The sequence below is a fragment of the Coprococcus hominis (ex Arizal et al. 2022) genome (assembly GCF_040094675.1).
In the GTDB taxonomy this organism is placed as follows: Bacteria; Bacillota; Clostridia; order Lachnospirales; family Lachnospiraceae; genus Coprococcus_C; species Coprococcus_C hominis.
This window is the reverse complement of record NZ_JBBNHG010000031.1, coordinates 361,424-385,261: the sequence shown is the minus strand read 5'-3', so window position 1 is coordinate 385,261 and position 23,838 is coordinate 361,424. Positions and strand designations below refer to the sequence as shown.

Annotated in this window: 20 protein-coding genes; 19 read left to right on the top strand and 1 reads right to left on the bottom strand. The window is 43.4% G+C overall.

Annotated elements, in window-relative coordinates; genetic code table 11:
• Positions 1–37: 37 nt before the first annotated feature.
• The 11 genes from AAAT93_RS07300 to yihA all read left to right on the top strand — a co-directional run bounded on the left by AAAT93_RS07300 (position 38) and on the right by yihA (position 14,938).
• Positions 38–1,396 carry an NPCBM/NEW2 domain-containing protein gene (locus AAAT93_RS07300; RefSeq protein WP_021985460.1) on the top strand — a complete coding sequence of 453 codons (1,359 nt, stop codon included), beginning with the start codon at positions 38–40 and terminating at the stop codon, positions 1,394–1,396.
• A 90-nt stretch (positions 1,397–1,486) separates the two neighbouring features.
• Entirely contained in the window at positions 1,487–2,281 is a 795-nt protein-coding gene (locus AAAT93_RS07295) for a hypothetical protein (RefSeq protein ID WP_227572885.1), read from the top strand.
• Between the two features lie 379 nt (positions 2,282–2,660).
• Positions 2,661–3,371 (top strand): YkgJ family cysteine cluster protein, encoded by a 711-nt coding sequence (locus AAAT93_RS07290; RefSeq protein ID WP_227572884.1) that lies wholly within the window; start codon positions 2,661–2,663, stop codon positions 3,369–3,371.
• A 327-nt stretch (positions 3,372–3,698) separates the two neighbouring features.
• Entirely contained in the window at positions 3,699–4,400 is a 702-nt protein-coding gene (locus AAAT93_RS07285) for a 5'-methylthioadenosine/adenosylhomocysteine nucleosidase (RefSeq protein WP_227572883.1), read from the top strand.
• An 84-nt stretch (positions 4,401–4,484) separates the two neighbouring features.
• Positions 4,485–4,964: an S-ribosylhomocysteine lyase gene (locus tag AAAT93_RS07280; RefSeq protein WP_021984254.1), complete on the top strand. Its 480-nt coding sequence runs from the start codon at positions 4,485–4,487 to the stop codon at positions 4,962–4,964.
• A 116-nt stretch (positions 4,965–5,080) separates the two neighbouring features.
• Positions 5,081–5,299: a hypothetical protein gene (locus tag AAAT93_RS07275; protein WP_021984255.1), complete on the top strand. Its 219-nt coding sequence runs from the start codon at positions 5,081–5,083 to the stop codon at positions 5,297–5,299.
• A gap of 207 nt (positions 5,300–5,506) precedes the next feature.
• On the top strand, positions 5,507–11,221 hold the full coding sequence (locus AAAT93_RS07270) for a YDG domain-containing protein (RefSeq protein WP_227572882.1): 5,715 nt from the start codon (positions 5,507–5,509) through the stop codon (positions 11,219–11,221).
• Positions 11,222–11,308: 87 nt separating this feature from the next.
• On the top strand, positions 11,309–11,512 hold the full coding sequence (locus tag AAAT93_RS07265) for an alpha/beta-type small acid-soluble spore protein (RefSeq protein WP_117780736.1): 204 nt from the start codon (positions 11,309–11,311) through the stop codon (positions 11,510–11,512).
• 212 nt (positions 11,513–11,724) lie between these two features.
• Positions 11,725–13,011, top strand: a complete 1,287-nt coding sequence (gene tig, locus AAAT93_RS07260; protein WP_021984257.1) for a trigger factor — start codon at positions 11,725–11,727, stop codon at positions 13,009–13,011.
• A gap of 35 nt (positions 13,012–13,046) precedes the next feature.
• Positions 13,047–14,339 (top strand): ATP-dependent Clp protease ATP-binding subunit ClpX, encoded by a 1,293-nt coding sequence (gene clpX, locus AAAT93_RS07255; RefSeq protein ID WP_021984258.1) that lies wholly within the window; start codon positions 13,047–13,049, stop codon positions 14,337–14,339.
• Positions 14,339–14,938 (top strand): ribosome biogenesis GTP-binding protein YihA/YsxC, encoded by a 600-nt coding sequence (gene yihA / locus AAAT93_RS07250; protein ID WP_021984259.1) that lies wholly within the window; start codon positions 14,339–14,341, stop codon positions 14,936–14,938. The genes clpX and yihA overlap by 1 nt, the downstream gene beginning before the upstream one ends.
• Here the strand turns inward: yihA and AAAT93_RS07245 are convergent.
• Positions 14,913–15,431, bottom strand: a complete 519-nt coding sequence (locus tag AAAT93_RS07245; protein WP_021984260.1) for a DUF4364 family protein — start codon at positions 15,429–15,431, stop codon at positions 14,913–14,915. The two genes, yihA and AAAT93_RS07245, sit on opposite strands and share 26 nt — an antisense overlap.
• A 235-nt stretch (positions 15,432–15,666) precedes the next feature.
• On the opposite strand from AAAT93_RS07245, the gene rho reads away from it, so the two are divergent.
• The 8 genes from rho to AAAT93_RS07205 all read left to right on the top strand — a co-directional run bounded on the left by rho (position 15,667) and on the right by AAAT93_RS07205 (position 23,829).
• The gene (gene rho / locus AAAT93_RS07240; RefSeq protein ID WP_021984261.1) at positions 15,667–17,136 is read left to right on the top strand and encodes a transcription termination factor Rho; all 1,470 of its coding nucleotides are present in this window, start codon (positions 15,667–15,669) and stop codon (positions 17,134–17,136) included.
• A 154-nt stretch (positions 17,137–17,290) separates the two neighbouring features.
• Positions 17,291–17,494, top strand: a complete 204-nt coding sequence (gene rpmE, locus AAAT93_RS07235) for a 50S ribosomal protein L31 (RefSeq protein ID WP_021984262.1) — start codon at positions 17,291–17,293, stop codon at positions 17,492–17,494.
• Between the two features lie 75 nt (positions 17,495–17,569).
• On the top strand, positions 17,570–18,517 hold the full coding sequence (locus AAAT93_RS07230; RefSeq protein WP_118373675.1) for a DUF1385 domain-containing protein: 948 nt from the start codon (positions 17,570–17,572) through the stop codon (positions 18,515–18,517).
• Between the two features lie 8 nt (positions 18,518–18,525).
• Complete coding sequence (prmC, locus tag AAAT93_RS07225; protein WP_021984264.1) at positions 18,526–19,398, top strand: peptide chain release factor N(5)-glutamine methyltransferase; 873 nt, start codon at positions 18,526–18,528, stop codon at positions 19,396–19,398.
• Positions 19,399–19,459: 61 nt separating this feature from the next.
• Positions 19,460–20,536, top strand: coding sequence for a peptide chain release factor 1 (gene prfA, locus AAAT93_RS07220; RefSeq protein WP_021984265.1), 1,077 nt, complete (start codon positions 19,460–19,462; stop codon positions 20,534–20,536).
• A gap of 23 nt (positions 20,537–20,559) precedes the next feature.
• Complete coding sequence (locus AAAT93_RS07215) at positions 20,560–20,997, top strand: GatB/YqeY domain-containing protein (RefSeq protein WP_021984266.1); 438 nt, start codon at positions 20,560–20,562, stop codon at positions 20,995–20,997.
• A 67-nt stretch (positions 20,998–21,064) separates the two neighbouring features.
• Positions 21,065–21,862, top strand: a complete 798-nt coding sequence (locus tag AAAT93_RS07210) for a hypothetical protein (RefSeq protein WP_117780733.1) — start codon at positions 21,065–21,067, stop codon at positions 21,860–21,862.
• A gap of 32 nt (positions 21,863–21,894) precedes the next feature.
• On the top strand, positions 21,895–23,829 hold the full coding sequence (locus tag AAAT93_RS07205; RefSeq protein ID WP_349095547.1) for an EAL domain-containing protein: 1,935 nt from the start codon (positions 21,895–21,897) through the stop codon (positions 23,827–23,829).
• The last annotated feature ends 9 nt before the right edge of the window (positions 23,830–23,838 follow it).

Here is a 23,838-nt window from a genome sequence, read left to right as displayed (position 1 = left end):
ATTTTTATAAAATAATAAACAAGGGGAGCAGACTAAAATGAAAAAAATAAAAATATTTTTATTGGTTATGAGTACCATCATTTTATGCGGTTGTACAAAAAGTCAGGAACAGTATTCCAAGAAAATTACAAATGTTGTGGAGCAGTACAATAATGGAGATATTTCCTATGACGAAGCATCTTCAGAATTAAGTGCTATGTATAATAATGCAGATTCGGAGATGAAAACAAAAATTGATGAAGAGCAAGTGCTGCTGGATAAACTGAAAGAGTCAAAAGATGCTTTCGAATCAGCGAAAAATGCAAGTAATGTAAATAACTACAAGTTGTCAATCAAGAGCTATGCAGATGTAATTGCAGAAGATACGAATTATGAAAAGGCACAGCAGGCGATTGTAGATGATGGTAATAAGTATTTGGAAGAGGTACATAAATTAGGCGAGACATATATTTCTGAGGATAAATATGCAAAAGCAATTTCTGCATATAAAGATTCGAAGGATGTATATGATGATGGCAGTGCGGATACTTGGATTGCGGATACAGAAAGTCAGTACAAGCAGAATGTAGAAGCGCAGATTGAAAAGTGCGTGTCGGATGGAGACTATCAAACAGCGATCATAGATTACAATGAGTTGTATGATTATTTTAAGGATGAGACATACACTGTAAAAATAGCTGAGCTTGAAAATGAATGGGTAAACAAGGTTGTTGCAGAATCTGAACAGTATTTGAGCAATGGAGACTACCAAAATGCAAAGAAAGTTTTAAATCCTGCATTGGGACGTATAAAAGATGATGAAGAGTTAAAGGCGCAGGAAGCTCGTGTAGAGGAGTTTACACCGGTAAATTTATTTTCTCTGGATTCTTTTGCTGAAACGACAGGACAGTGTGTATCTGTAAAAAATTGGTCAACCGGAGACAAGACAAATACAGGAAATTCCGGTTATGTAGGCAAAAAAGTAAGTGTTGAGGATAATATGGGAATTGGAGATTTAAAAGATTATAGATATAAGACCATTTACAATATTGATGGAAATTATGATACACTTACTGGATTATTTGCAATAGACTTCGATTCGAAAGATTGTACCGCAGATAATTTTGGAGCACAGTTCTTCGTTTTAGGAGATGATGATATCTTATATAAATCCGATTGGATTCGGGGTGGAGATATGCCGCTTGAAATCAACTTAGATATATCTGGAAGAAATCAGGTCTCAGTAGGCGTATTTGTGGTTAATTTTATGAATGGTGGACATTTGACTTATACAGAAGATTTCTCCGTAGGCTTATGTGATCTGTATTTGAATAAAACATATGTGCCGAAAGGGACGAATGCAGATGGCGTATCAGGTGAGGCGGACAATGGTGTTTTGCCAAGTGAAAATGAATAAGATTGCATTTGGATGAGAGGAATGGTGATAACGTGTATTGTAAAAATTGTGGGAATTATATAGAAAAAGGACAGCCTGTTTGCTCGAATTGTGGGAGCGCAGGCAACGGCAGGAACGATAATAAAAAGGATACTGTTGGGCATGGTAATATGTGTATTATGTGTAGTGCTTTTTGCTGTCGCATATTTTTCATATATTGAGCATAAATATTCCGATGGCAGTAATATAACAAAATTTTTGGTAGGATCGTCGGGAAGTGTACTAGACGATAATGATCACATAAATGATATATATATTGAATCGGAGCAACAGATTGAAATCATATCTGTTTTTTATCAAAAATTCAATGAATTTTCAGCAATAGCAGATATTGATCTGGGGATTGGATATCTGACAAATGTTCAGGTTACATTGAAAGTTCCGATTTTAGGCTCTCGACAGACAGACGTGAAATGGGATTATTGCTATAGTCAAAAGAAGTATTATGCTGATTTAAAAGATGAGGAAAGCGTCCGGAAAAACAATACGGAATTTGAGTACAAGGTTGAACCGACATTTACGGGCAGAGATATAATGAATTATATTGGCGTCTATGATGCATACTATGTTATGCAAATGGGGGTTACATCTATCACGAATACATATGATTCGTTTGAATATAGTGTTCTGTGGAAATATCAAAATGATGCACAGATACATCAGAATTGGGTGAGGGCGGAATTTGATTATGCAAATCAACAATGGGTTTTGAAAGAACCAACAGCAAAAATGGATAATCTTTTGTTTTCACTGAGTAAAATGGCAGGAAGCTTCGAGATTGATACAGAATATAATCAAAATGATATAGTATATATTGATTTGGAAGGCGCTGAAATAGAGGAATAATTTAATATGATAATAAAAAGGTTCACTGTATATCCTCCCGTATGCAGTGAATCTTTTTTATAGAAAAAAGTTTTGCAAAATTATAAAAAAAATAAAAAACAAGACATTCTATATTTAGAAGGGAGCTTTGAAATCTATACACAGATATAAAAGGAAGCATCCTTCCAAAATAAGAAGAAAGGAGAATGGTCGTATGAACACGATGGAGATTTTGACTCTTTTGCTAGTGATTGTAGCTTTTTTGGATTACATAAGCGCCCAATAAATAAGAGTAGTAAAAACACAAAGGGGATACCTCGCCAAAGGTATCCTCTTGTATTAAGCCAATAATTCTGCTATTATCGTTACGTGGAAAAAGTTACAGAAAAAGGAGTTACCTATGATACGCGAATGTAGTCTGGAAGAGATATCCGATGGACGGACATATAGAGAAAATGATATGGTGAAAGCGGATACGGCTGGGTGTGATGGCTGTTTCAAATGCTGCACAGGCATGGGGAATTCCATTATCTTAGATCCGTATGATATCTGGCTGCTGAAGAATTTCTCGGAGGGAGCGAAGCTGACATTCGAACAGCTCCTTGCAACCGGAAATGTGGAGCTGAATATCGTGGATGGCTTGATCTTGCCGAATCTCAGCATGAAAGAACAGGATCGATGTGCTTATCTTGATGCAGATGGGCGGTGCCGGATTCATGATGTGCGACCGGGAATCTGTCGGCTGTTCCCGCTTGGAAGAGTCTATGATGACAAGGGAGATTTCTCTTATTTCTTGCAGACAGGCGAATGTGCCAAGAAGAACCTTGCGAAGATCAAGGTGAAAAAGTGGACATGCTTGCGATGCCCGGAGAAGAACCGGGAATTTGTCACGGCGTGGCATGCATTGATCCGCACAGCCGGACAGAAGATGGTGGAACATAAGCAGAGTGGCCGTGGCGAGAAGCTGCAGGAACTGGCAATGTATATTCTGAACGAATTCTATGTTGCAGATTTGCCAGAAGCAGCCTACGACGATGCCGGAATCGCAGCCATCTACGAAAGTCTATGCAACAAAATTGAAAATGCAAGAGAATCTCTCGCGCATTTTTAGTAAGAGGAAGAAAATATATAATTGCAAAACGGGACATGCATATTTCCATATTTATAATTTGAAATTCAAGAATATGCATATGTTTGGAACTTAGAATTACTTAATGTTCTGGAAGATAAGCAGAAATGATTGAACACGATGTTCAATCAAGCCGCCATTGAGCCACGGATGGCGAATTGGCGGCGGTTTCGTGTGACGAGATAATGTGTGCCAGAACATTTAGTAATTCGTAGTTTCAATACATCGCATAGAATTGGATTTCAAATATAAATATGGAAGATAGAAATATCCATTTTGCAATTATATTGGAATTAAGGAGGAACAAAAATGCTCGGAATTATCGGTGCAATGGATGAAGAAGTTGCAAAATTAAAGGAAACAATGCAGGATGTCACAGTCGAGACAAAGGCGTCTATGGAATTTTACAAGGGAACGATGAATGGCAAAGAGGTTGTCGTTGTCCGCTCAGGAATCGGAAAGGTCAATGCGGGAATCTGCACACAGATTCTGTGTGATCTGTATCATGTGGATGCTGTGATCAACACAGGAATTGCAGGAAGCTTAAATGCGAAGATTGATATCGGCGATATTGTGCTTTCGACTGATGCACTGCAGCATGATATGGATGCGACAGGCTTTAGATATGAGCCGGGCGTGATTCCTCGGATGGAGACATCGACATTTATTGCAGATGAGAAGCTGCGAAAGCTGGCGAAGGAGTGCTGCGAGCGCGTGAATCCGGATATTCATGTATTTGAAGGACGCGTGGTCAGTGGCGATCAGTTTATTTCTGATAAGGCGAAGAAAGAATTTATCCTGAATACATTTGCAGGCGACTGTACTGAGATGGAAGGTGCAGCGATCGCACAGGCTGCTTACCTGAATCAGATTCCGTTTCTGATTATCCGAGCAATCTCAGATAAAGCAGATGACAGTGCGACGGAGGATTATCCAACCTTTGAGGCGAAGGCAATCGCGCACAGCGTAAAGCTCGTGCAGGCAATCGTTGCAGGATATGCGAATGCATAGAATAAGAGTTAATCTCATATGTGATTCCATGTATAAATAGAATCACATGTCGAATATAGAATCAATAAGAAAGCAGGTAAAATCATGGAGAAAATAGCAAGCTTTACAGTGAACCATTTGAATTTGTTGCCGGGCGTGTATGTGTCAAGAAAAGATAACGTCGGCGGAAATGTGATTACAACATTTGATCTGCGTATGACGAGACCAAATTATGAGCCGGTGATGAATACAGCAGAGGTGCATACGATTGAGCATCTGGCAGCAACTTTTCTCCGGAATCATAAGGAATACGGAGAGAAGATTATTTATTTTGGACCGATGGGATGCCGGACAGGCTTTTATCTGATCTTGGCAGGCGAGTATGAATCGAAGGATATCGTGCCGTTGCTGAAGGAACTGTATACATTTATGAGCGAGTTCGAGGGCGATGTACCGGGCGCGTGTGCGCGGGATTGCGGAAATTATCTCGATATGAACCTGCCGATGGCGAAATATCTGAGCAAGAAGTATCTGACGGAAGTATTGGAGAATATTTCGGAAGAGAGACTTGTTTATCCGGAATAGTTATCCACAATATCCACAAAATGCGCGTATTTGTTGCATTTTACAAAATGTCTTGAAAATCCCATGCAAACCTCTTATCATCTTAATTATAAGGTAAGGATGGAAGGAGGAGTTGTATGGGAGAAGAACAGGACATTCCAAGAAAACTTGAGTATGAGAGTTTGGCTGAGTATGATGCATTCCGTAACCCTTCGATCGTGGAGGAACAACCTTTTTATTACAAAGGGATGAGCCGAAGCGAATATGAAAAGGAACTCGCATATCTCAATCAGAACCTGTCATCGTTTTATGAAGGTTCATATGTTCCGCTCTGGAAGCAGTCGTGGTATCAGTAGGAGCTTTGGCCAGCACCCGAAGATACAAAATAAGTCATTTTTTCTAAATGAACCCCAATATTTTGTAGGAATTTTATAAAAAGTATTTGATTTTACATATCAGTATGGTACAATGAATTATAATTGCGGACAGGTATAGTTTGACTTGAATTATTATGGAAAATGTATCGAGGATATAGAGAGTTTATAAGGTAGAGAGGTGTAACTATGAACTTTAAAGACAAGCTGGTAAGTAAATTATTGGATATCGGAAAGAAACACCGGATATTAGTCTATCCGATGCTTGCTTTGGTTGCGGTTGTAACTGCAATCTCGCATGTCATCTGCTGGGGACGCGGAAATGGCAAGAAGATGGTCGCATCAATTATGGTTGTGGCACTTCTGATCACGCAGTCGCTGTTCCTGACGTCATCCGCTGTAAATAATGGTGATGATGCAAATGCAGCACTCACGAACACTGCTACGGATGCAACCAGTGTGATGAATAGCGGGGATGGAGTGAAAGATCCAATCCAGCTGCTTGATGCAGACGGAAATGCCGATGCCGCAGACGACGGAACGGCGGATGCAGAAACAGCAAATGTTACATACTATGCATATACAACCTCATCTCAGACAATTGCCGGTTTTTCAAAGGCTTGTGCAGTTGCAGACTCTACCATTACTTTGATGAGCGATAATGCAGAAATTCTGCAGGGATTTGGTCTGGATGCAAAATATTTTACGACAGACGGAAATCTGTACAGCGATGCACAGTGTACAACGCCGATCGCAGGCAACCAGATGACCACGACAGAAAATGGAACCTATCAGGTATTTGTAAAGATTACAAGAACCGCATATACACTTGCATTTTCTGACTGTGGTGATCAGGGAGAAGTCGCAAGTGTTACAATACCGACAAATGAGACAAATACCGGTAATGTCGAACAGGTGATGACATTTGCCGTACCGGGATCAGACGATACCTATCATTTCTATAAGAGAGGATATAAGTATATCAGCCTTGGAGACAAGATGATCGGTCAGAGTATCGAGGTGAAATCTTCTGATGTCCGTACGAACACGATTACGGTAAAGGCAGGCTGGGAGCCAATCAAGGACATGAAGCTGACATACCAGTTGTATGATCCATCGGTTGTAGGTGTGCTTGATCCGGTAGAGTCAGCCGATGCAGTTGTTGAGAGTGCAGCTTTTGCATATGGCGATACAGTCTCTATCATGACTTTGGATGAGAGTGCTTATATTCAGAATAAAGGATATTATTTCGCAGGCTGGAAGATCGAGGGCACGGATACGATTATTGATCCATCCCAGACAGCAACGATGGCTGCGACGACTGACAGTGGACTTGTAAAAGAAAGTGGTGCACTGACAGATGCAACGAATGTTGCACCGGTTAAGCTGATCGGTCAGTGGAAATATAAGGAAATTGAGCTGTATGTCGACGGCAATAAGGTCGATGGCAGTGATGCGGCTGTGACAGGCATGTACGGTACAGCTATGAACCATGTCATTACAGCAAAGTACAAGAAAGATGGCGCAGAGAGTGAGTCCATCCAGTTTACAAATGGTATGCAGGCGGTTACAACCGGACTTGGTACTTATGGACTTTCTGTAAACGAATCGGCAAATTCTTATACGATAACAGGTACACCGAACAATGTGACAACGGATGCACAGAGCTATACATTTACGGTGACAGATACGAATGACACAAGTAAGACAGCAACCTTTAATCTTGTGTTTGCTGTTGAAAAGCTTCCGGTTATCATTGGAGAAGTCAAGGATGCTTCCACAGGAGGAACTTTGACGAAGGTGTATGATAATTCGGATACTATCCAGGTGCAGACGACAGCGTCTGTCACAGCACAGGACGGCAGTGTACCGGATTGTATAACAAACGATGCGATTCAGGTAACGTTCGATGCAACCGCAAAGATGCTTGATACAGGAAGTGTGAAGGGCAAGGATGTCGGAACTGGAAAGACGATCCGTCTGACATCACCAAGATTATCTGGAAATAATGCAAACTGCTATGAATTGCTGAATGTAGAAGAGGGACACCTCGATGTGGCAAACGCAGCTACTGTAACGAAGCGTACCTTGAACGTGGAGGTTGCATATGATGTGGATTCTGTATTGTTTGGACAGGATAGTCCGGAATGTACACTGACGATTACGAATCCAGATAATATTGCACAGGGAAATAACAATGAAGAGCAGAATGCATATGCGGCAGATCCGAATACATTTATGACAAGATATCTTGGACTGAATAACAAGGATGCATGGGAGACAAACCGCAAGATTTATAGCAGCCCGGCAAATGCGTATTACTATATCCGTCCAACCTTTGCAAGCAACGGAAACTATGAAGTAGTTGTTGCAAATCCACCGAAATTCTCGGTGACAAGAGAAAGCTCCGATGGACATTTCTCCATCAAGGAGACTGCGGTTGGTGGATATTATCCAAGTTATACGATCGTGGCAACGAACGGATATGATATGGTTCGAATCCTGAGTGATGGCGAGGTTGATATTTCCGACACGATGACACGTGCACAGGCAAAAGCGTTGTTCAAGAACCAGTCCGCAGGTATTACGGCAGATGGTACTTACACGAACATCCGGTTCCAGTTGTACAATTCGACAACCAATGCAATCTCTACAATCTACACAGTGAAGGAGACGATCATTGTAGATACAAAGATTCCGGTTTATGTAAGCCATGCAGTGGAACCGACCGGCTTTGTAAATCAGCTTGGGTTTGGTACATATTATCATTCGCAGAACAATGTCACAGGTATGACACTGACAGTTACATACCGTTCAGACGAAAGCCCTTGTGATTACCTGCATTATTATTTCGCAGGTGAGGACGCAAGTACCGTTCCGACCACGACGATGCAGACAAAGATGGTATCGAAGGGAAATGGTCTGTATGAGGCAACACTTCTGGTAGGAAGCGGCTATGCCGGACAGCTGGTTGTATGGGCAACCGATACAAAGCAGAAGGAGTCTGCACATACAAAGCTGGTATGTTATACAACGAACACTGATGCAAGTCTGACAGATAAATATTATGAGTGGATGGTTGAAGGAACCCCTCCAACTGCTGCGCTGAGCGTACAGGGAAATGGAGAGGCTGCGCTGACAGATAAGTGGTACAATACATTGGATGCAGCAATCGCAGCAACGGATATTGACAGTGGACTGGATGAAGTGACATGGAGTGTTGAGACACCAAGTACAACTGTGACAGCTACGACATCTGCGTATGGTGCCAATGCGACAAAGAATGCAAAGATTACAGATTATACCTTCCACCAGATCATTACAGGTGGTGCATCAAATAATTACACACCGGGTGAGTATTATATCTCGGCAGTGGTAAAGGATAATGCTGGCAATACGGTAGATGTAGAGAAGCAGGGCCCATTCCTCTTCGATGGCATCAAACCGGCAGTGACATTGTCTGATGATGGAGAAAGCCAGACACAGTTCCAGTCCGATGTCACGATTACGATGGAAGCGACAGAGGGTGAGCTGGAAAGTGGTATTGACAGCATCGCACTGTACAAGGATAGCACAGGCAGTGAGCCGATCCAGACATGGTCTGCCGCTGGCGCGAAGAGCTGGACAGAAAGCTATGATGTAACAGAGAGTGGAACCTATATCTTAGTTGTAACGGATATTGCAGGTAATCAGTCTACCGAGCAGGTAACCTACAGTCATATTTCTTCGGAGAGACCAGACAAGCCAAGCGTATCAATCGCGAAGGGCGATAATGGTGCGATTGGAAATGCAGGCTGGTTGATCGAGGATAAGCCGAAGGTAACAATCAAGTCAACAACGGAAACAAGTGATAAGGTTCCGGTCAAGACATATTACAAAGTGATTTATACAGACGCAAGTGGAAAGCATGAATCACAGGATAGTTTTACTGGAGAGAGTTATACATTTGCACTGGACGGACAGGGTGATGTGACAGTGGAAGCGTGGGCAGTCAGCGAGGCGGGCTGTCAGAGTGATACTGCTTCTGAGGATGCAAAGGTTGATATTGATGGACCGGCTGTGACGATCACAGATTCTGTGGTTGATGCAAATGGGGATGTAACAATCAACTTCCAGGCAATTGATTTGATCAGTGGTGTAGATACTGACCGGGTACTCGTAAATGGCAACGCTGTATCGGTAACAGATACAGATGGCGTGGCAAAGGGAAGCTTCAAGGCAGATGGCAGTGCAACTTACACGATTGTTGCTTATGATAATGCAGGCAACAAGTCCGCAGAGGTAAGCTTTGAGCCGCTTGGACTGGAAGTAACACCGGTAACAGCAATCACAAATACAACAGCACATATCGAGGCGCAGGTAATTCAGGGAACAAACCCATTGTCAAAGAGCCTGTGCTATATCGAGTATAAGAAAGCAACTGAGACAAGCTACGATACCGTACTTGTCAATAAGACAGATACTGCAAGCGGAATTGAGATGATCTACAATTTCAGCAAGCTGACACCAGATACGGTATATAATTACCGTGTACATGCAGCGACACTGAATTCTTCTGAGGAGCGTGTGATCGAAGGAAGCTTTAAGACGCTGTCTGGCAATTCGACGACTACGATCTACGGTACGGCAACTTATAACGATTCACTGCCAGATGATGTGAAGGATAAGCCAATCTACATTAACCTGTACCGTGGCAATACGATTGTCGGCGGTGAGGTTGTAACAAGCGCAGATAATACACGGTATATGTTCACCGGTGTATCCGATGGAACGTATCGTATCGTTGCAACAAACGGTACTCTGACGAAAGAGGCATCCGTGACAGTTGCCGATGGCATGATCACCTATCCAGAGACCTATTCGACAACCGGAGGAATCAACTTTGTACTTTCCGGTCTGTCTACGGATGTGATTTTGGATGATGGCGATGTAGAGATTGCTGTGGATGGTCTGGATAAGATCTACAACAACAGCTACTACAAGGGAAATGTAACGGATGATGATCTTCGAATCGTTCAAAATGGTGGCCGGATCGATATTGCTTTGCATGCAAGCTACATCAAGGTAAGCGATGTGACATCCGAAGAGCAGGGAATCTTCGCAGATAAGCTTGGCAGCCGGACAGAAATTGTTCGTTATATAAGATTATACATCGTGAAAAATGTATATAATGAGTTTGGAAACTTAGAGTATTCACAGAATCTGACAAGACTGTATGAGCCTGTGACGATCTCCTTCCCATTGGAGGATCTGGCAGGTGAGAACATCAAGGTAGCATCGCTGCATGCAGAGGGAACGGATTATTTGTTCAAGAGCTGGACAGATGCAAGTGAGGTTACACTGACGCATGATTATGTAATTATCAATACAGACCGTTTCTCAACCTACGCATTGTATCGTGTGACACAGCCGAAGACTTACACGGTTGTATGGAAGGACGGCGATGGAAATATCCTAAAGACAGAGACTGTAGAAGAGGGTGCTTCTGCAACACCGCCAGAGGGAACACCGACGAAGACACCAACAAAGGATTACACATACACCTTTGAAGGCTGGGATCAGGATTATACAAATGTCACAAAGGATATGGTCATTCTCGCATGGTTCTATTCGACAAAGCGTGATGATACAACGGAAGATCCTGGCACAACGGAAAATCCAGGTACGACAGAGCAACCGGGTACAACGGAGGGACCAAAGGCACCGAATGCAAATGTGACACCGGGTGGTAACGGAGCAAACGGTGGACAGAACACGTCAAAGAACCCAGTGAAGTATACATATATGGGAGCGACTGGTTCTCCGCAGACGGGTGATGCAACACCAATTGTATTGCTTGTATGTGCAATCGTATTTGCAGGTGCAGGAATCGTAGTTACGATCAAAAAGAGAAAAAGTTTCTAAAAATTAACAGTTATAGTTCTTCGCATACCGAACATAATAAGAGTAAGACAAACATGTCTTAATTTAAAAGTATGGAGGTAGATAATTATGAAGAACTCAAACAACACAACAAGCGTACCAGAGGCTAAGGAAGCTATGAACAAGTTCAAGATGGAAGTAGCAAACGAGCTCGGTGTAAACCTGAAGCAGGGTTACAACGGAGATCTTACTTCCCGTGAGAGCGGTTCAATCGGTGGCGAGATGGTCAGACAGATGATCAAGAAGCAGGAGCAGCAGATGTCTGGTAAGTAATCAATCTGACCAGATGGATATGCGCTAAGTAAGACCATGTAAGGGAGTTTGTTTCTATATCGGTGATAATGGGAAACATTATTGCATAAGATATAGAAACAAGCTCTTTTTTTGAGCAAATATATAGACTTGCGAAAAATCTTATGATATAATGCAGAGAATAGTGCTTACAATGGATAGTAGGCGTTGCAAGTTAAGGAGGAAAAAAACAAATGAGTTTAGCAGTAGAAAAATTAGACGGAAGCATGGCAAAATTAACAATTACAGTACCAGCTGAGGAGTTTACAAAGGCAATCACTTCTGCATACAACAAGCAGAAGAGTAAATTCTCTGTACCTGGATTCCGTAAGGGAAAAGTACCACAGGCATTCATCGAGAAAATGTACGGTGCTGCTATCTTTTATGAAGATGCTGCAAATCAGCTTATAAATGAGTATTATCCAAAGGAACTCGAGAACTGTGAGGAAGAGATCACTTCAAACCCAGAGATCGATGTAACACAGATCGAGAAGGGTAAGGATTTCATCTTTACAGCAACTGTAGCTGTAAAGCCAGAAATCAAGATTGGTGATTACAAGGGTGTTGAGATCGAGAAGATCGATACAACAGTAACAGACGAAGACGTTATGGCAGAGATCCTGAAGGATCAGAAGGAAAACGGAAGAAAGATCGATGTAACAGACAGAGCTGCACAGATGGATGATGAAGTTACAATCAATTTCGAAGGCTTTGTAGATGATGTTGCATTCGAAGGTGGAAAGGGCGAGAACTACAAGCTTACACTTGGTTCACACTCCTTCATTGATACATTTGAGGATCAGATCGTTGGCAAGAATATTGGCGATAAGTTCGATGTAAACGTAACATTCCCAGAAGAGTATCATGTAGAAGATCTGAAGGGTAAGCCAGCTGTATTTAAGGTAGAGCTTCTTGCAATTTCTACTCTGGAGCTTCCAGAGCTTGATGACGAGTTCGCAAGTGATGTTTCTTCTTTTGAGACATTTGCTGAGTACAAGGAAGACAAGAAGAAGACATTGGAAGTAAAGAAGGAAGAGCAGGCAAAGCGCGAGAAGCAGTCTAAGGTAGTTGAGAAGATCGCTGAGGCAGCTGAGGTTGAGATTCCAGAGGCAATGATTAAGTACAACCAGGAAAGAATCATGAATGAGATGTCTCAGAGAATGATGTATCAGGGACTTCAGATGGAACAGTATCTCCAGCTCATGGGAACAACAAAGGAAGAGTTCTTAGAGCGTGTAAAGCCAGATGCAATCGCAAGAATCAAGACAAGCCTTGTTCTTGAAGCAGTTGCAGCTGCTGAGAATATCGTTGCAAGTGATGACGATGTAGATGCTGAGATCCAGGATATGGCTACACAGTACCAGATGAAGCCAGAGGAACTGAAAGATATGATCGGTGCACCAGAGCTGGAGAATATCAAGAAGGATATCGCTTCCAGAAAGGCACTCGAATTCCTTGGCGAGAATTGTAAGGAAGTTTAATCAAAAAGCTTCACATGAGTTAGGAGATAATTAGAATGGCAAATCGTTCAGACGATAAGAAAAAAGTGAGATGTTCGTTCTGTAACAAATCACAGGAACAGGTGCGCAAGCTGATTGCGGGACCGAATGTATATATCTGTGATGAGTGTATTGAGATTTGTTCTGAGATTATACAGGATGAATTTGATAATGAGCCTTCCGATTCAGAAATCAATCTCTTGAAACCGAAGGAAATCAAAGAATTTCTGGATGATTACGTGATTGGACAGGAGCAGGCAAAGAAGGTGCTTTCGGTTGCCGTATACAACCATTATAAGCGTATTTTGGCAGAGAAGGATTTTGATGTCGAGCTTCAGAAGAGTAATATCATCATGATCGGACCTACGGGCTCCGGTAAGACATATCTGGCACAGACACTGGCAAAGCTTTTAAATGTTCCGTTTGCAATCGCAGATGCAACTGCTTTGACTGAGGCTGGTTATGTCGGAGAAGATGTAGAGAATATCTTATTGAAGCTGATTCAGGCAGCCGATTATGATATCGAGCGTGCACAGCATGGTATTATCTATATTGATGAGATCGATAAGATTACAAAGAAGTCTGAGAATGTATCTATCACACGAGACGTATCGGGTGAAGGTGTACAGCAGGCACTTTTGAAGATCATCGAGGGTACGGTTGCTTCCGTTCCACCACAGGGTGGAAGAAAGCATCCACAGCAGGAGTTTATTCAGATTGATACGACGAATATTCTCTTTATCTGTGGTGGTGCATTCGAAGGTATGGAGAAGATTATTGACAACCGTATCGGTAAGAAATCCATCGGTTTCAATGCAGAGATCGCAGACCGTTCTTCCGACAAGAAGGTTGGCGAGATTTTAAAGCAGGTATTGCCAGAGGATTTTGTAAAGTATGGTCTGATTCCAGAGTTTATCGGACGTGTGCCAGTCAGTGTTACGTTGGATCTTCTGGATGAGGATGCGTTGGTACAGATTTTGTCAGAGCCAAAGAACTCCATCTGCAAGCAGTATAAGAAGCTGTTTGAATTAGACGGTGTCGAATTGATCTTTGATGAAGATGCGCTTCGTGAGATTGCGAAGGAAGCTATGACAAGAAAGACCGGTGCGAGAGGACTGCGTGCGATCATTGAGAAGACGATCATGGAACAGATGTATGAGATTCCTTCTGATGATACCGTTGTCAGCTGCCGTATTACTAAGGATATGGTGGATGGCGTTGCAGGTCCGATCATTGAGCGCTCAGACGAACCAAGAACGAAGAAAAACGCTTCCCGTAAGCGTATAAAGCAAGAGGATTCAATCGCGTAATGGTTATTAAATCAGCAGAATTAGAAACAGTATGCGGCATTACGAGTAAATTGCCGGAAAATACATTCCCGGAGATTGCTTTTGCGGGCAAATCAAATGTTGGAAAGTCTTCGCTGATCAACGGATTATTGAACCGGAAATCGCTGGCGAGGACTTCGGCATCGCCCGGAAAGACACAGACGATCAACTTCTACAATATCAACAAGAATCTGTATTTTGTTGATCTGCCCGGTTATGGCTATGCGAAAGTATCGCAGGAAATCCGTAACAAATGGGGCAAGATGATTGAACGGTATCTGCATGCGTCGACACAGTTAAAGGCAGTATTGCTTTTGGTTGATATCCGGCATGCACCGGGAGAAAATGATGTAACGATGTATAACTGGATCGTGGCAAATGGATATGAGCCGGTTATCATTGCGACGAAGCTGGACAAGATCAAGCGGAGTCAGAAAGACAAGAACATAAAAGTGATTCGAGAGACACTGGGATGTGGAAAAGAGACAAAAATAATTCCCTTCTCCGCTGTATCAAAACAGGGAAAAGAGGAGATTTGGAACTTGATTGAGGATTCTATTCAGACATCCACAGTTGATTGACAAGATATTCATAAATGCCGGAACTTTTGCTGCGCCAGTTGTTGCAAATGGTTTCGGCTTGTGATTTTGTTGGGACATCGAATTTCAGATCGATCAAGGTTTCCTTTCGATCTTTGATGATGCACTGTACGGTGTACCAGTTCGAATCGTTGTAAAAGTAGTCCGCATAGATTTCGGACTCTTTTTTTACGTTGATACGCTCTGCCTTGAGATATTCTAAGATATCTTCCTTGATGGCGTAAGGCAGACGGTTCTCAAAATAGGAGAGTGCCTCCTCGCCGGAGCTTGTGATCTTATAATGAATCGTGTCGCGGATTGTGTCCGTGGAGATGAACTCATCGTTGATCAGCTCGCTTAAGGACTCGTGCAGATTGAACACACTCGTGTAATCTTTTCCAACAATAAAGCCCGAGATCAGAGAGTTCGTCATCGTATAATCGGTCCGATCCAGCATATATAAAATCATCAGTTTGTATAGTAATAACCCTTCCATGATACGTTCCTCCTATTGTGTCCTTTTTACTTTACGCTACCAGAAAGCAAAAATCAAGAAAAAAAGCAAAATTAAAGGTTTACGAGTTTCATTAAGTGTGCTAAGATAAATATAATCTTTCTAAAGGTATAAAGTATCACTTCATTATTCAGTGAGATGCCCCAGAATTAGAGAATACAAATAGTTAAGTACAAAATGCAACATAAAAGTAGGTTATTTGAAAAAGGAGACACGCATGGAATTTAGAAAAATGTCTTTGGCTGAGTTGCGGGAGTATGCGAAAGAAAAAGGAATCCGCAATATTTCAACACTCAAAAAAGCCGAGCTTGCCGAGCTTCTGGAAAATATGGAGAAGATGATGGCAGCGAAGAAAAAAGAAGCCGAGCAGAAGAAAGCTGCGGAGCGCAAAAACCAGGAAATGGCAAAAGTACGTCCGGATACACGACAGGCGAACCGCATAAAGAATCCGGCAGAAAATTATCAGGAGCTTCGGAACATTGAGCCGGAGGAAGGCGAGACAGAAGCGGAGATTCAGGTATTTGACGGACAGGAATACAATCCGAAGCTAGACAGTGGTTCGGAGGCAAATGGTATTCTGGAAGTTATGACTGAGGGCTATGGATTTATCCGTAGTGCAAACTATCTGCCAGGTGATCGTGATATCTATGTATCGCCGGTACAGATCCGGAAGTTCTGTTTGAAGAAAGGTGATATCATCGGAGGTCCGGTGCGGAACAAGACACAAGGCGAGAAGTTCTCGGCACTCTTGTTTATCCGTCATGTGAATGGTATGCTGCCATCGGTCGCAGCAAAGCGGAAACCATTCGAGGATCTGACACCGATTTTCCCGAATGAGCGTATTTCACTTGACGAGACAGGTGCTCCGGTCGCTATCCGTATCGTGGATCTGCTTTCTCCGATCGGAAAGGGACAGAGAGGTATGATCGTATCGCCTCCAAAGGCAGGTAAGACAACCCTGCTGAAAGCGATTGCAAAGAGTATCAGCACAAGAAACCGGGACATGCATCTGATCGTGCTTTTGATCGATGAGCGTCCAGAGGAAGTGACAGATATCCGCGAGTCTATCGAGGGTGAAAATGTTGAGGTTATCTATTCGACATTTGATGAGCTTCCAGATCACCATAAGCGTGTATCGGAGATGGTAATCGAGCGTGCAAAACGTCTGGTCGAGCATGGCAAGGATGTTGTGATCCTGCTTGACAGTATCACAAGACTGGCAAGAGCGTACAACCTGACGGTACCACCAAGTGGAAGAACGTTGTCTGGTGGTCTTGACCCGGCAGCACTGCATATGCCAAAGCGGTTTTTCGGTGCGGCACGTAATATGCGTGAGGGCGGAAGCCTGACAATTCTTGCAACGGCACTGGTAGAGACCGGAAGCCGTATGGATGATGTCGTATTCGAGGAGTTCAAGGGAACTGGCAACATGGAGCTGGTGCTTGACCGGAAATTATCCGAGAAACGAATCTTCCCGGCAATCGATATTGCGAAGTCTGGTACGAGACGTGACGATCTGCTTTTGACTCCAGAGGAGCAGGAGGCAGTCAACATGATCCATAAGGCACTGACCTCTGCAAAGTCGGAAGAATTTACCGATGAAATCCTGAAGTTGTTCGCAAGAACAAAGAATAACCGGGAATTTATCGAGATGGTAAAGAAGATTTTGCCATATGGAAGAAGATAGGAAAACAGCCGGAATAAATGTGACAAAAATTATCAGAAATATCAAAAAAATGCTTGAATTTCTTGATATGGTATGATAAAATCCGTATGTTGTGTAATAAACAGTCTGCTATGTCTAGCACATGGTAGCAAGTATGATTTAAGAGGTGAAAGAAATGAGAGAAGGAATCCATCCAGCGTACTATCAGGCAAAGGTTGTTTGCAACTGTGGTAACGAGTTCGTAACAGGTTCAACAAAGGAAGATATTCACGTTGAAATTTGTTCAAAGTGCCATTCATTCTACACAGGTCAGCAGAAGGCTGCACAGGCTCGTGGTAGAATCGATAAGTTCAATCGTAAGTACGGTGTTCAGGCATAATACGGAAATGACATGGAATAGGCTTGTTACAATAATGTAGCAAGCCTATTTTCATATGTATGAAAAAGGTGGAGTATGAGCAGAATAAATATCGGCGGACAGGCAGTTATGGAAGGTGTCATGATGCGTAACAATGACCGATATGCTGTCGCTGTCCGAAAACCAGATAAGCAAATAGAAGTAAAGACAAATCGGTGTACAGGAACCTCCGACCGTCCGGCAGTTTGTAATCTGCCGATTGTGCGAGGGGTATTCAGTTTTGTACAGTCGCTCACTATCGGTGTGAAAACACTGATGTATTCGGCACAGTTCTTTGAGGACGAGGAAGAGGAAGCGCCGAAGAAGGAAAAGAAAAAGAAGAAAGAAAAAACGAAAGAACAGGAATCACGTGCGGAGAAAGCAGAGATGGCAGGGACCGTTACATTTTCGATTGTGCTGGCAGTCGGACTTTTTATGTTGCTTCCGGCGTGGATTGCATCGCTGTTAGATGCTGTGATAAAAAGCCATGTGCTGATCGGACTGATTGAAGGCGTGATCCGTCTGGCAATTTTTCTTGGGTATGTGATTGCGATTTCACGTATGGAAGATATTAAGCGGACGTATATGTATCATGGTGCAGAGCACAAGACAATCAACTGTCTGGAACATGGAAATGAGCTGACGGTGGAGAATGTCATGCAGGCATCGCGGTTTCATAAGCGATGTGGAACGAGTTTTCTGTTCATCGTTATGATTGTAAGTATTTTGGTGTTTATGTGTATTACAGTAGATGCCATGTGGCTGCGGTTATTGCTGCGTGTCCTGCTTGTTCCAGTGATTGCAGGAATTTCTTATGAATTTATCCGGTTTGCAGGAAACAGTGAGTCGTGGATCGCTAATCTGCTCAGTAAACCGGGACTTCTGATCCAGAGACTGACGACCAAGGAGCCGACGGAGGATATGGTTGAGGTTGCGATCGCTTCGGTGGAGGCGGTTTTAGACTGGCGTGCATATCTCGAAGAACAGGCAAAGAGCGAGAAATGAGGAAAACTATGACGTGGCAGGCATTGATGAAAGAAGAGTTAGAACGCCTGAGACAGGCAGATATTCCGGAGGCGGACAGTGATATCCGGCTTCTGGCAATGGATGTGGCGGGCTGTACATATTCAACACTGATTCTGCGTATGGCAGAGGAAGTCACGGAGAAACAGGCACAGAGGCTGCATGCATATGTCACGGAACGTATGACACATAAGCCGTGCCAGTATATTCTTGGAACACAAGAATTTATGGGATACGAGTTTGCCACAGCAGAGGAGGTTCTGATTCCAAGACCGGAGACGGAATTGCTTGTAGAAGAAGCCTGCAGGATCGCGGAAAATTGGAAGGATACCCCGGATGGCAGAAAACGCCGGGTGTTAGATCTGTGTTGCGGAAGTGGTTGTATCGGAATCAGTTTCTCGAAGCTCCGGCATGGTAGAGATCTGGTTGAGCTTGCAGATATTTCGGACGCTGCAATCGCCCTGACGAAGAAGAACCGGGAACGGTTACAGGCAGATTGTGCAGTGATACAAACAGATTTATTTATGCAGATCGAAGGAAAATATGATATGATAGTATCAAATCCGCCGTACATCCGGACGGATGAGATTCCAAAGCTTATGGCGGAGGTGCGTGATTTTGAGCCGCATCTGGCGCTTGACGGAAAAGCGGATGGATTGTATTTTTATGATAAGATTATTCGGGAAGCGAGGGAGTATCTCTATGAAGATGGATATATTTTGTTTGAAATCGGACAGGATCAGCTGGACGCTGTTCGGGGACTCCTTGTAGAGAACGGATATACGGATATAAAAGGAATCAAAGATTATGCAGGGCTTGACCGGATCGTGACGGCACGGTATCTGAAGTCTTGCGTTCAATAAAGAAGAGAAAAATGATTTCGTCCGTATGGAACGAAATTGAGGATAGTTGGAGGATAAAAACATGTTTGATAAATTAGAGGATTTGGTAGCCCGTTTGGACGAATTGCAGAATGAACTTTCAGATCCGAATGTGGCAAGCAATGCAGAACGTTTCCGGAATCTGATGAAGGAACAGGCAAATTTAGCACCAATCGTAGAGAAATATCAGGAGTATAAGGAAGCGAAGCAGACGATCGAGGATAGCTTATCCATGCTGGAGGGCGAAAGCGACGAGGAGATGCGTGAGATGCTGAAGGAAGAGCTTTCTTCAGCGAAGCAGCAGGTGGAAAAGTGCGAGAACGAACTTAAAATCCTGCTTCTGCCGAAAGATCCGAACGATGAGCGTAATGTCATCTTAGAGATCCGTGCAGGTGCCGGTGGCGATGAGGCAGCACTTTTTGCAGCAGAGCTTTACCGTATGTATGTGCACTATGCGGAGAGTCGTCGTTGGAAGGTTGAACTGATGGAAGCTGAAGAAATCGGTATCGGAGGTATGAAGTCAGTTACAGCGATGGTAACCGGAAATGGTGCGTATTCCGTATTGAAATACGAGAGTGGTGTACACCGTGTACAGCGTGTGCCTGAGACAGAGAGTGGTGGACGAATCCATACAAGTACCGCCAGTGTTGCTGTTCTTCCAGAGGCAGAGGAAGTGGATGAGATAGATATCCCGGATAAGGATATCCGTATCGATGTCATGCGTGCATCCGGTAATGGTGGACAGTGTGTCAATACAACGGATTCTGCGGTACGTCTGACGCATATTCCAACCGGAATCGTGATCTACAGCCAGACAGAGAAATCACAGCTTCAGAACAAGGCAAAGGCATTTGCCCTGCTTCGTACAAAACTGTTAGATATTGAGATGCAGAAGCGTCACGACGCAGAAGCAGATCTTCGTAAGAGTCAGGTTGGTACGGGTGACCGTTCCGAGAAGATCCGTACGTATAACTTCCCACAGGGACGTGTGACGGATCACCGGATCGGACTGACATTATACAAATTAGACAAGATCATGAATGGAGACATTCAGGAAATCATCGATGCATGTATCGCAGCGGATCAGGCTGCGAAGTTGGCAAAGATGAACGAAGAGTAATAGTTTTTAGGAGGAATAAAATTATGCAGTTAGAAACATTACAGAAAGACATGATCGCCGCTATGAAGGCAAGAGATAAGGCAAGAAAGGATTCCATTTCTTCTCTGATTTCCGCAGTAAAGAAGGTAGCTATCGACGAGGGTTGCCGCGATGATATCAAGGAAGAACTGGTAGACCGCGTAATCTTAAAGGAGTTGAAGACAGCCAAAGAGCAGATCGATACCTGCCCGGCAGAGCGTACAGACCTGCTTGCAGAGTATCAGGCACGTTACGATGTCATTAACGAGTATGCGCCATCTCTGATGAGCGAGGATGAGGTAAAGGCATTCCTGACAGAGAAATGTGCGGATGTGATTGCTACGAAGAATAAGGGGATGATCATGAAGACCGTTATGCCACAGTTAAAGGGTAAGGCAGACGGCAAGGTGATTAATGCGGTTGTAGCAGAACTTTGTAAGTAAAAGAGAGTAATATTGCGCAGCGCCTCTATCATATGCTTGAATGAAAGATGGGTAAAAAAGAGGGTATATGAGTAGTTTAAAGCGCATCAGGCAGGGTGCTGCAGGCATCCTGCTTTTCGCAATATGGCTTTTGACGTGTCTCGTACTGCACAGACCACAGCCAGAGCATTTGCGGGAGTTTTCGATGGAGCGGCTGCTTCGGACATCACTGCTTCCGGTTGGCCAGACGATGTATATCTGGGGCGGAGGATGGAATCAGGATGATGCAGGTGCCGGGATAGAAGCTGTCACACTTGGTGTATCGAAGCGATGGGCGGAATACGCGGCGTGGCAGACGGAACAATATGATTTTGATCAGACGCGATATCAGAGTCATGATGGCTTGGACTGTTCCGGTTATATCGGCTGGCTGCTGTATAATGTATTTCATACCAGAAATGGCGAAACCGGCTATGTGGTTGGTGCGTCGAAGATGGCACGCGCCTGTGCGGCACGTGGCTGGGGCTATCTGGTGCAGGGAGACTACCGACCGGGTGATATATGCAGTATGGAAGGGCATGTCTGGATGAGTCTGGGACGCTGCCCGGATGGAAGTGTGCTGCTTGTACATGCAAGCCCGCCGGGCGTGCGCATCTGCGGGACGTATCTCGATGATGGCACAAAAAGTGAGGCGGTGAAGCTTGCTGAGCAGGTGATGCAGAGACAATATCCGGCGTGGTACTCGAGATATCCGGAGTGCGGAGTCGGGTATTTCTATCTGGAGGATTCTGTCAGTATGCGGTGGTATACGGACGAGGAGACAGATCCATACCACCTGCAGGAGATGCAGGCAGAGGATGTGATCCATTTTTTGTATCCGGAATGAAAGAAATATATAGAAGCGAAAGAAGTGAGGCTATGGCAAATATTTACAAAGATGTCATGTATGACTATTGTGCGATATTAATTATCTCTATTTTAATCATTACGACAATTCTCAGACGAATGGTGAAAGGAAAAGTAAATCGTTCATTTATGGAAGTGCTGGTAGTTGCATGGCTGGCTGTACTGTTTGATGTATGGGCAAGATATCTGGATAATCTGGGGGTACAGCAGATGGTTACCAAGTATGCAGTGCATATGGGATATCTGGTGTTGTCTAGTTTTGCAATGCCGTTTTATATTGCATATGTAGTATCTATGACAGATACGTGGCATCTGTTTAAGGCAAAACGATTTCTTACCTTTTTATCATTACTTCCGGTATTTGCGATAACTGCGATGATTGTCGTCAGCCCGGCAACAAAATGGATTTTTTATATCAATGCGGAGTGTGAGTATACACGAGGCAGATATTTTTCGTTAATATATGTGTGTACGGTAATATATGTAATCTATGGGCTGATTTATCTGGGTATATTCCGGAAAATGTTCCGGCGAAGATATCTTGTTCCTTTGGGAATCGTATTTGCAGCGGCGATTGCAAATGCCGTCATACGGTTCTTTTATCCTACAGCAGTCGTTGAGATGCTTTGCATGGCAATCGGTCTGATGTTTATTTCTCTGATGCTGCAGCGCCCGGAGGAACGATTGGATATGATAACCGGATTGGATAAGATGACGGCGTATATGGATGATATGCGGCATGCATTCAGGACGAGAAAGCCGATACATATCATTATGGTCAACATTACAAACTATGCATCCTTGCGTGAATTGCTTGGATATGGGAAATGCATGCAGGTGATGGCGGGGATTTCGGAATATATGATGCGTCTGGATAAAGAGAAGAAGTTAAAGGCTGCGATGTATTATCTGGGACAAGGAAAATTCCGATATGTGTTGGAAGATACGCTGTCGGGCCATGCTCCGGATATAGCAGAGGAACTAAATCGCTCTTTGAAAGCCTGTTTTGTGATCAATCAGATGTCGGTCAATTTTATTACTAATATTTGTATTGCGGATTGCCCGGAGGATATCTCCGATGTGGATACTTTGATGGCATTTGGAGATACTTTACAGGAAGTTCCGTTTACTGGTGACATTATGACTGCTTCAGAACTGTTGAAGCGGCTACATTATGATATGATGCACGATATGGATACGATTATTGAATCTGCGTTGTCAAATAAACGGTTCGAGGTATACTATCAGCCAATTTATTCTGTGAAGGAGAAAAAGTTCCATTCTGCGGAAGCTTTGATCCGGCTAAAGGATGAAAAGTATGGTTTTATCTCGCCGGAGGTATTTATACCGGTAGCGGAGAAGAGTGGAGCAATCCACAAAATTGGTGATTTCGTGCTTGAACAGGTGTGTGCATTTATTGCAAGCGACGAATATAAGAAGCTTGGAATGTCCTATATCGAAGTGAATTTGTCTGTGGTACAGTGCATGCAGCCGAAACTTGCGAATCACATTATGGAGATTTTAACCCGCTATGGAGTACGGCCGGAACAGCTGAATCTGGAGATTACAGAGACAGCTGCATCCATCTCGCAGCAGGCACTTGAGGATAATATCAAAGATCTGACCAACATGGGGATGAAATTCTCTTTGGATGATTTCGGAACCGGATATTCGAATATGCAGCGTATCGTAAAATTACCATTCGATATTATTAAATTAGACCGGACATTTTCGGAATTATATGACAATCCGAAGCTTGGGATTGTGCTGACGAATGCAATCAATATGATCAAGGCAATGAAGATGAAGATTGTAGTGGAAGGCGTGGAGACAGAAGAGATGTTGAAGCTTTTCTCGGAGCTTGAATGTGAATATATTCAGGGATATTATTTTTCAAAGCCAATTCCGCGGGAAGAATTCGTAAAATTTATCCAGGCATCCTCATAAGAGGAACGC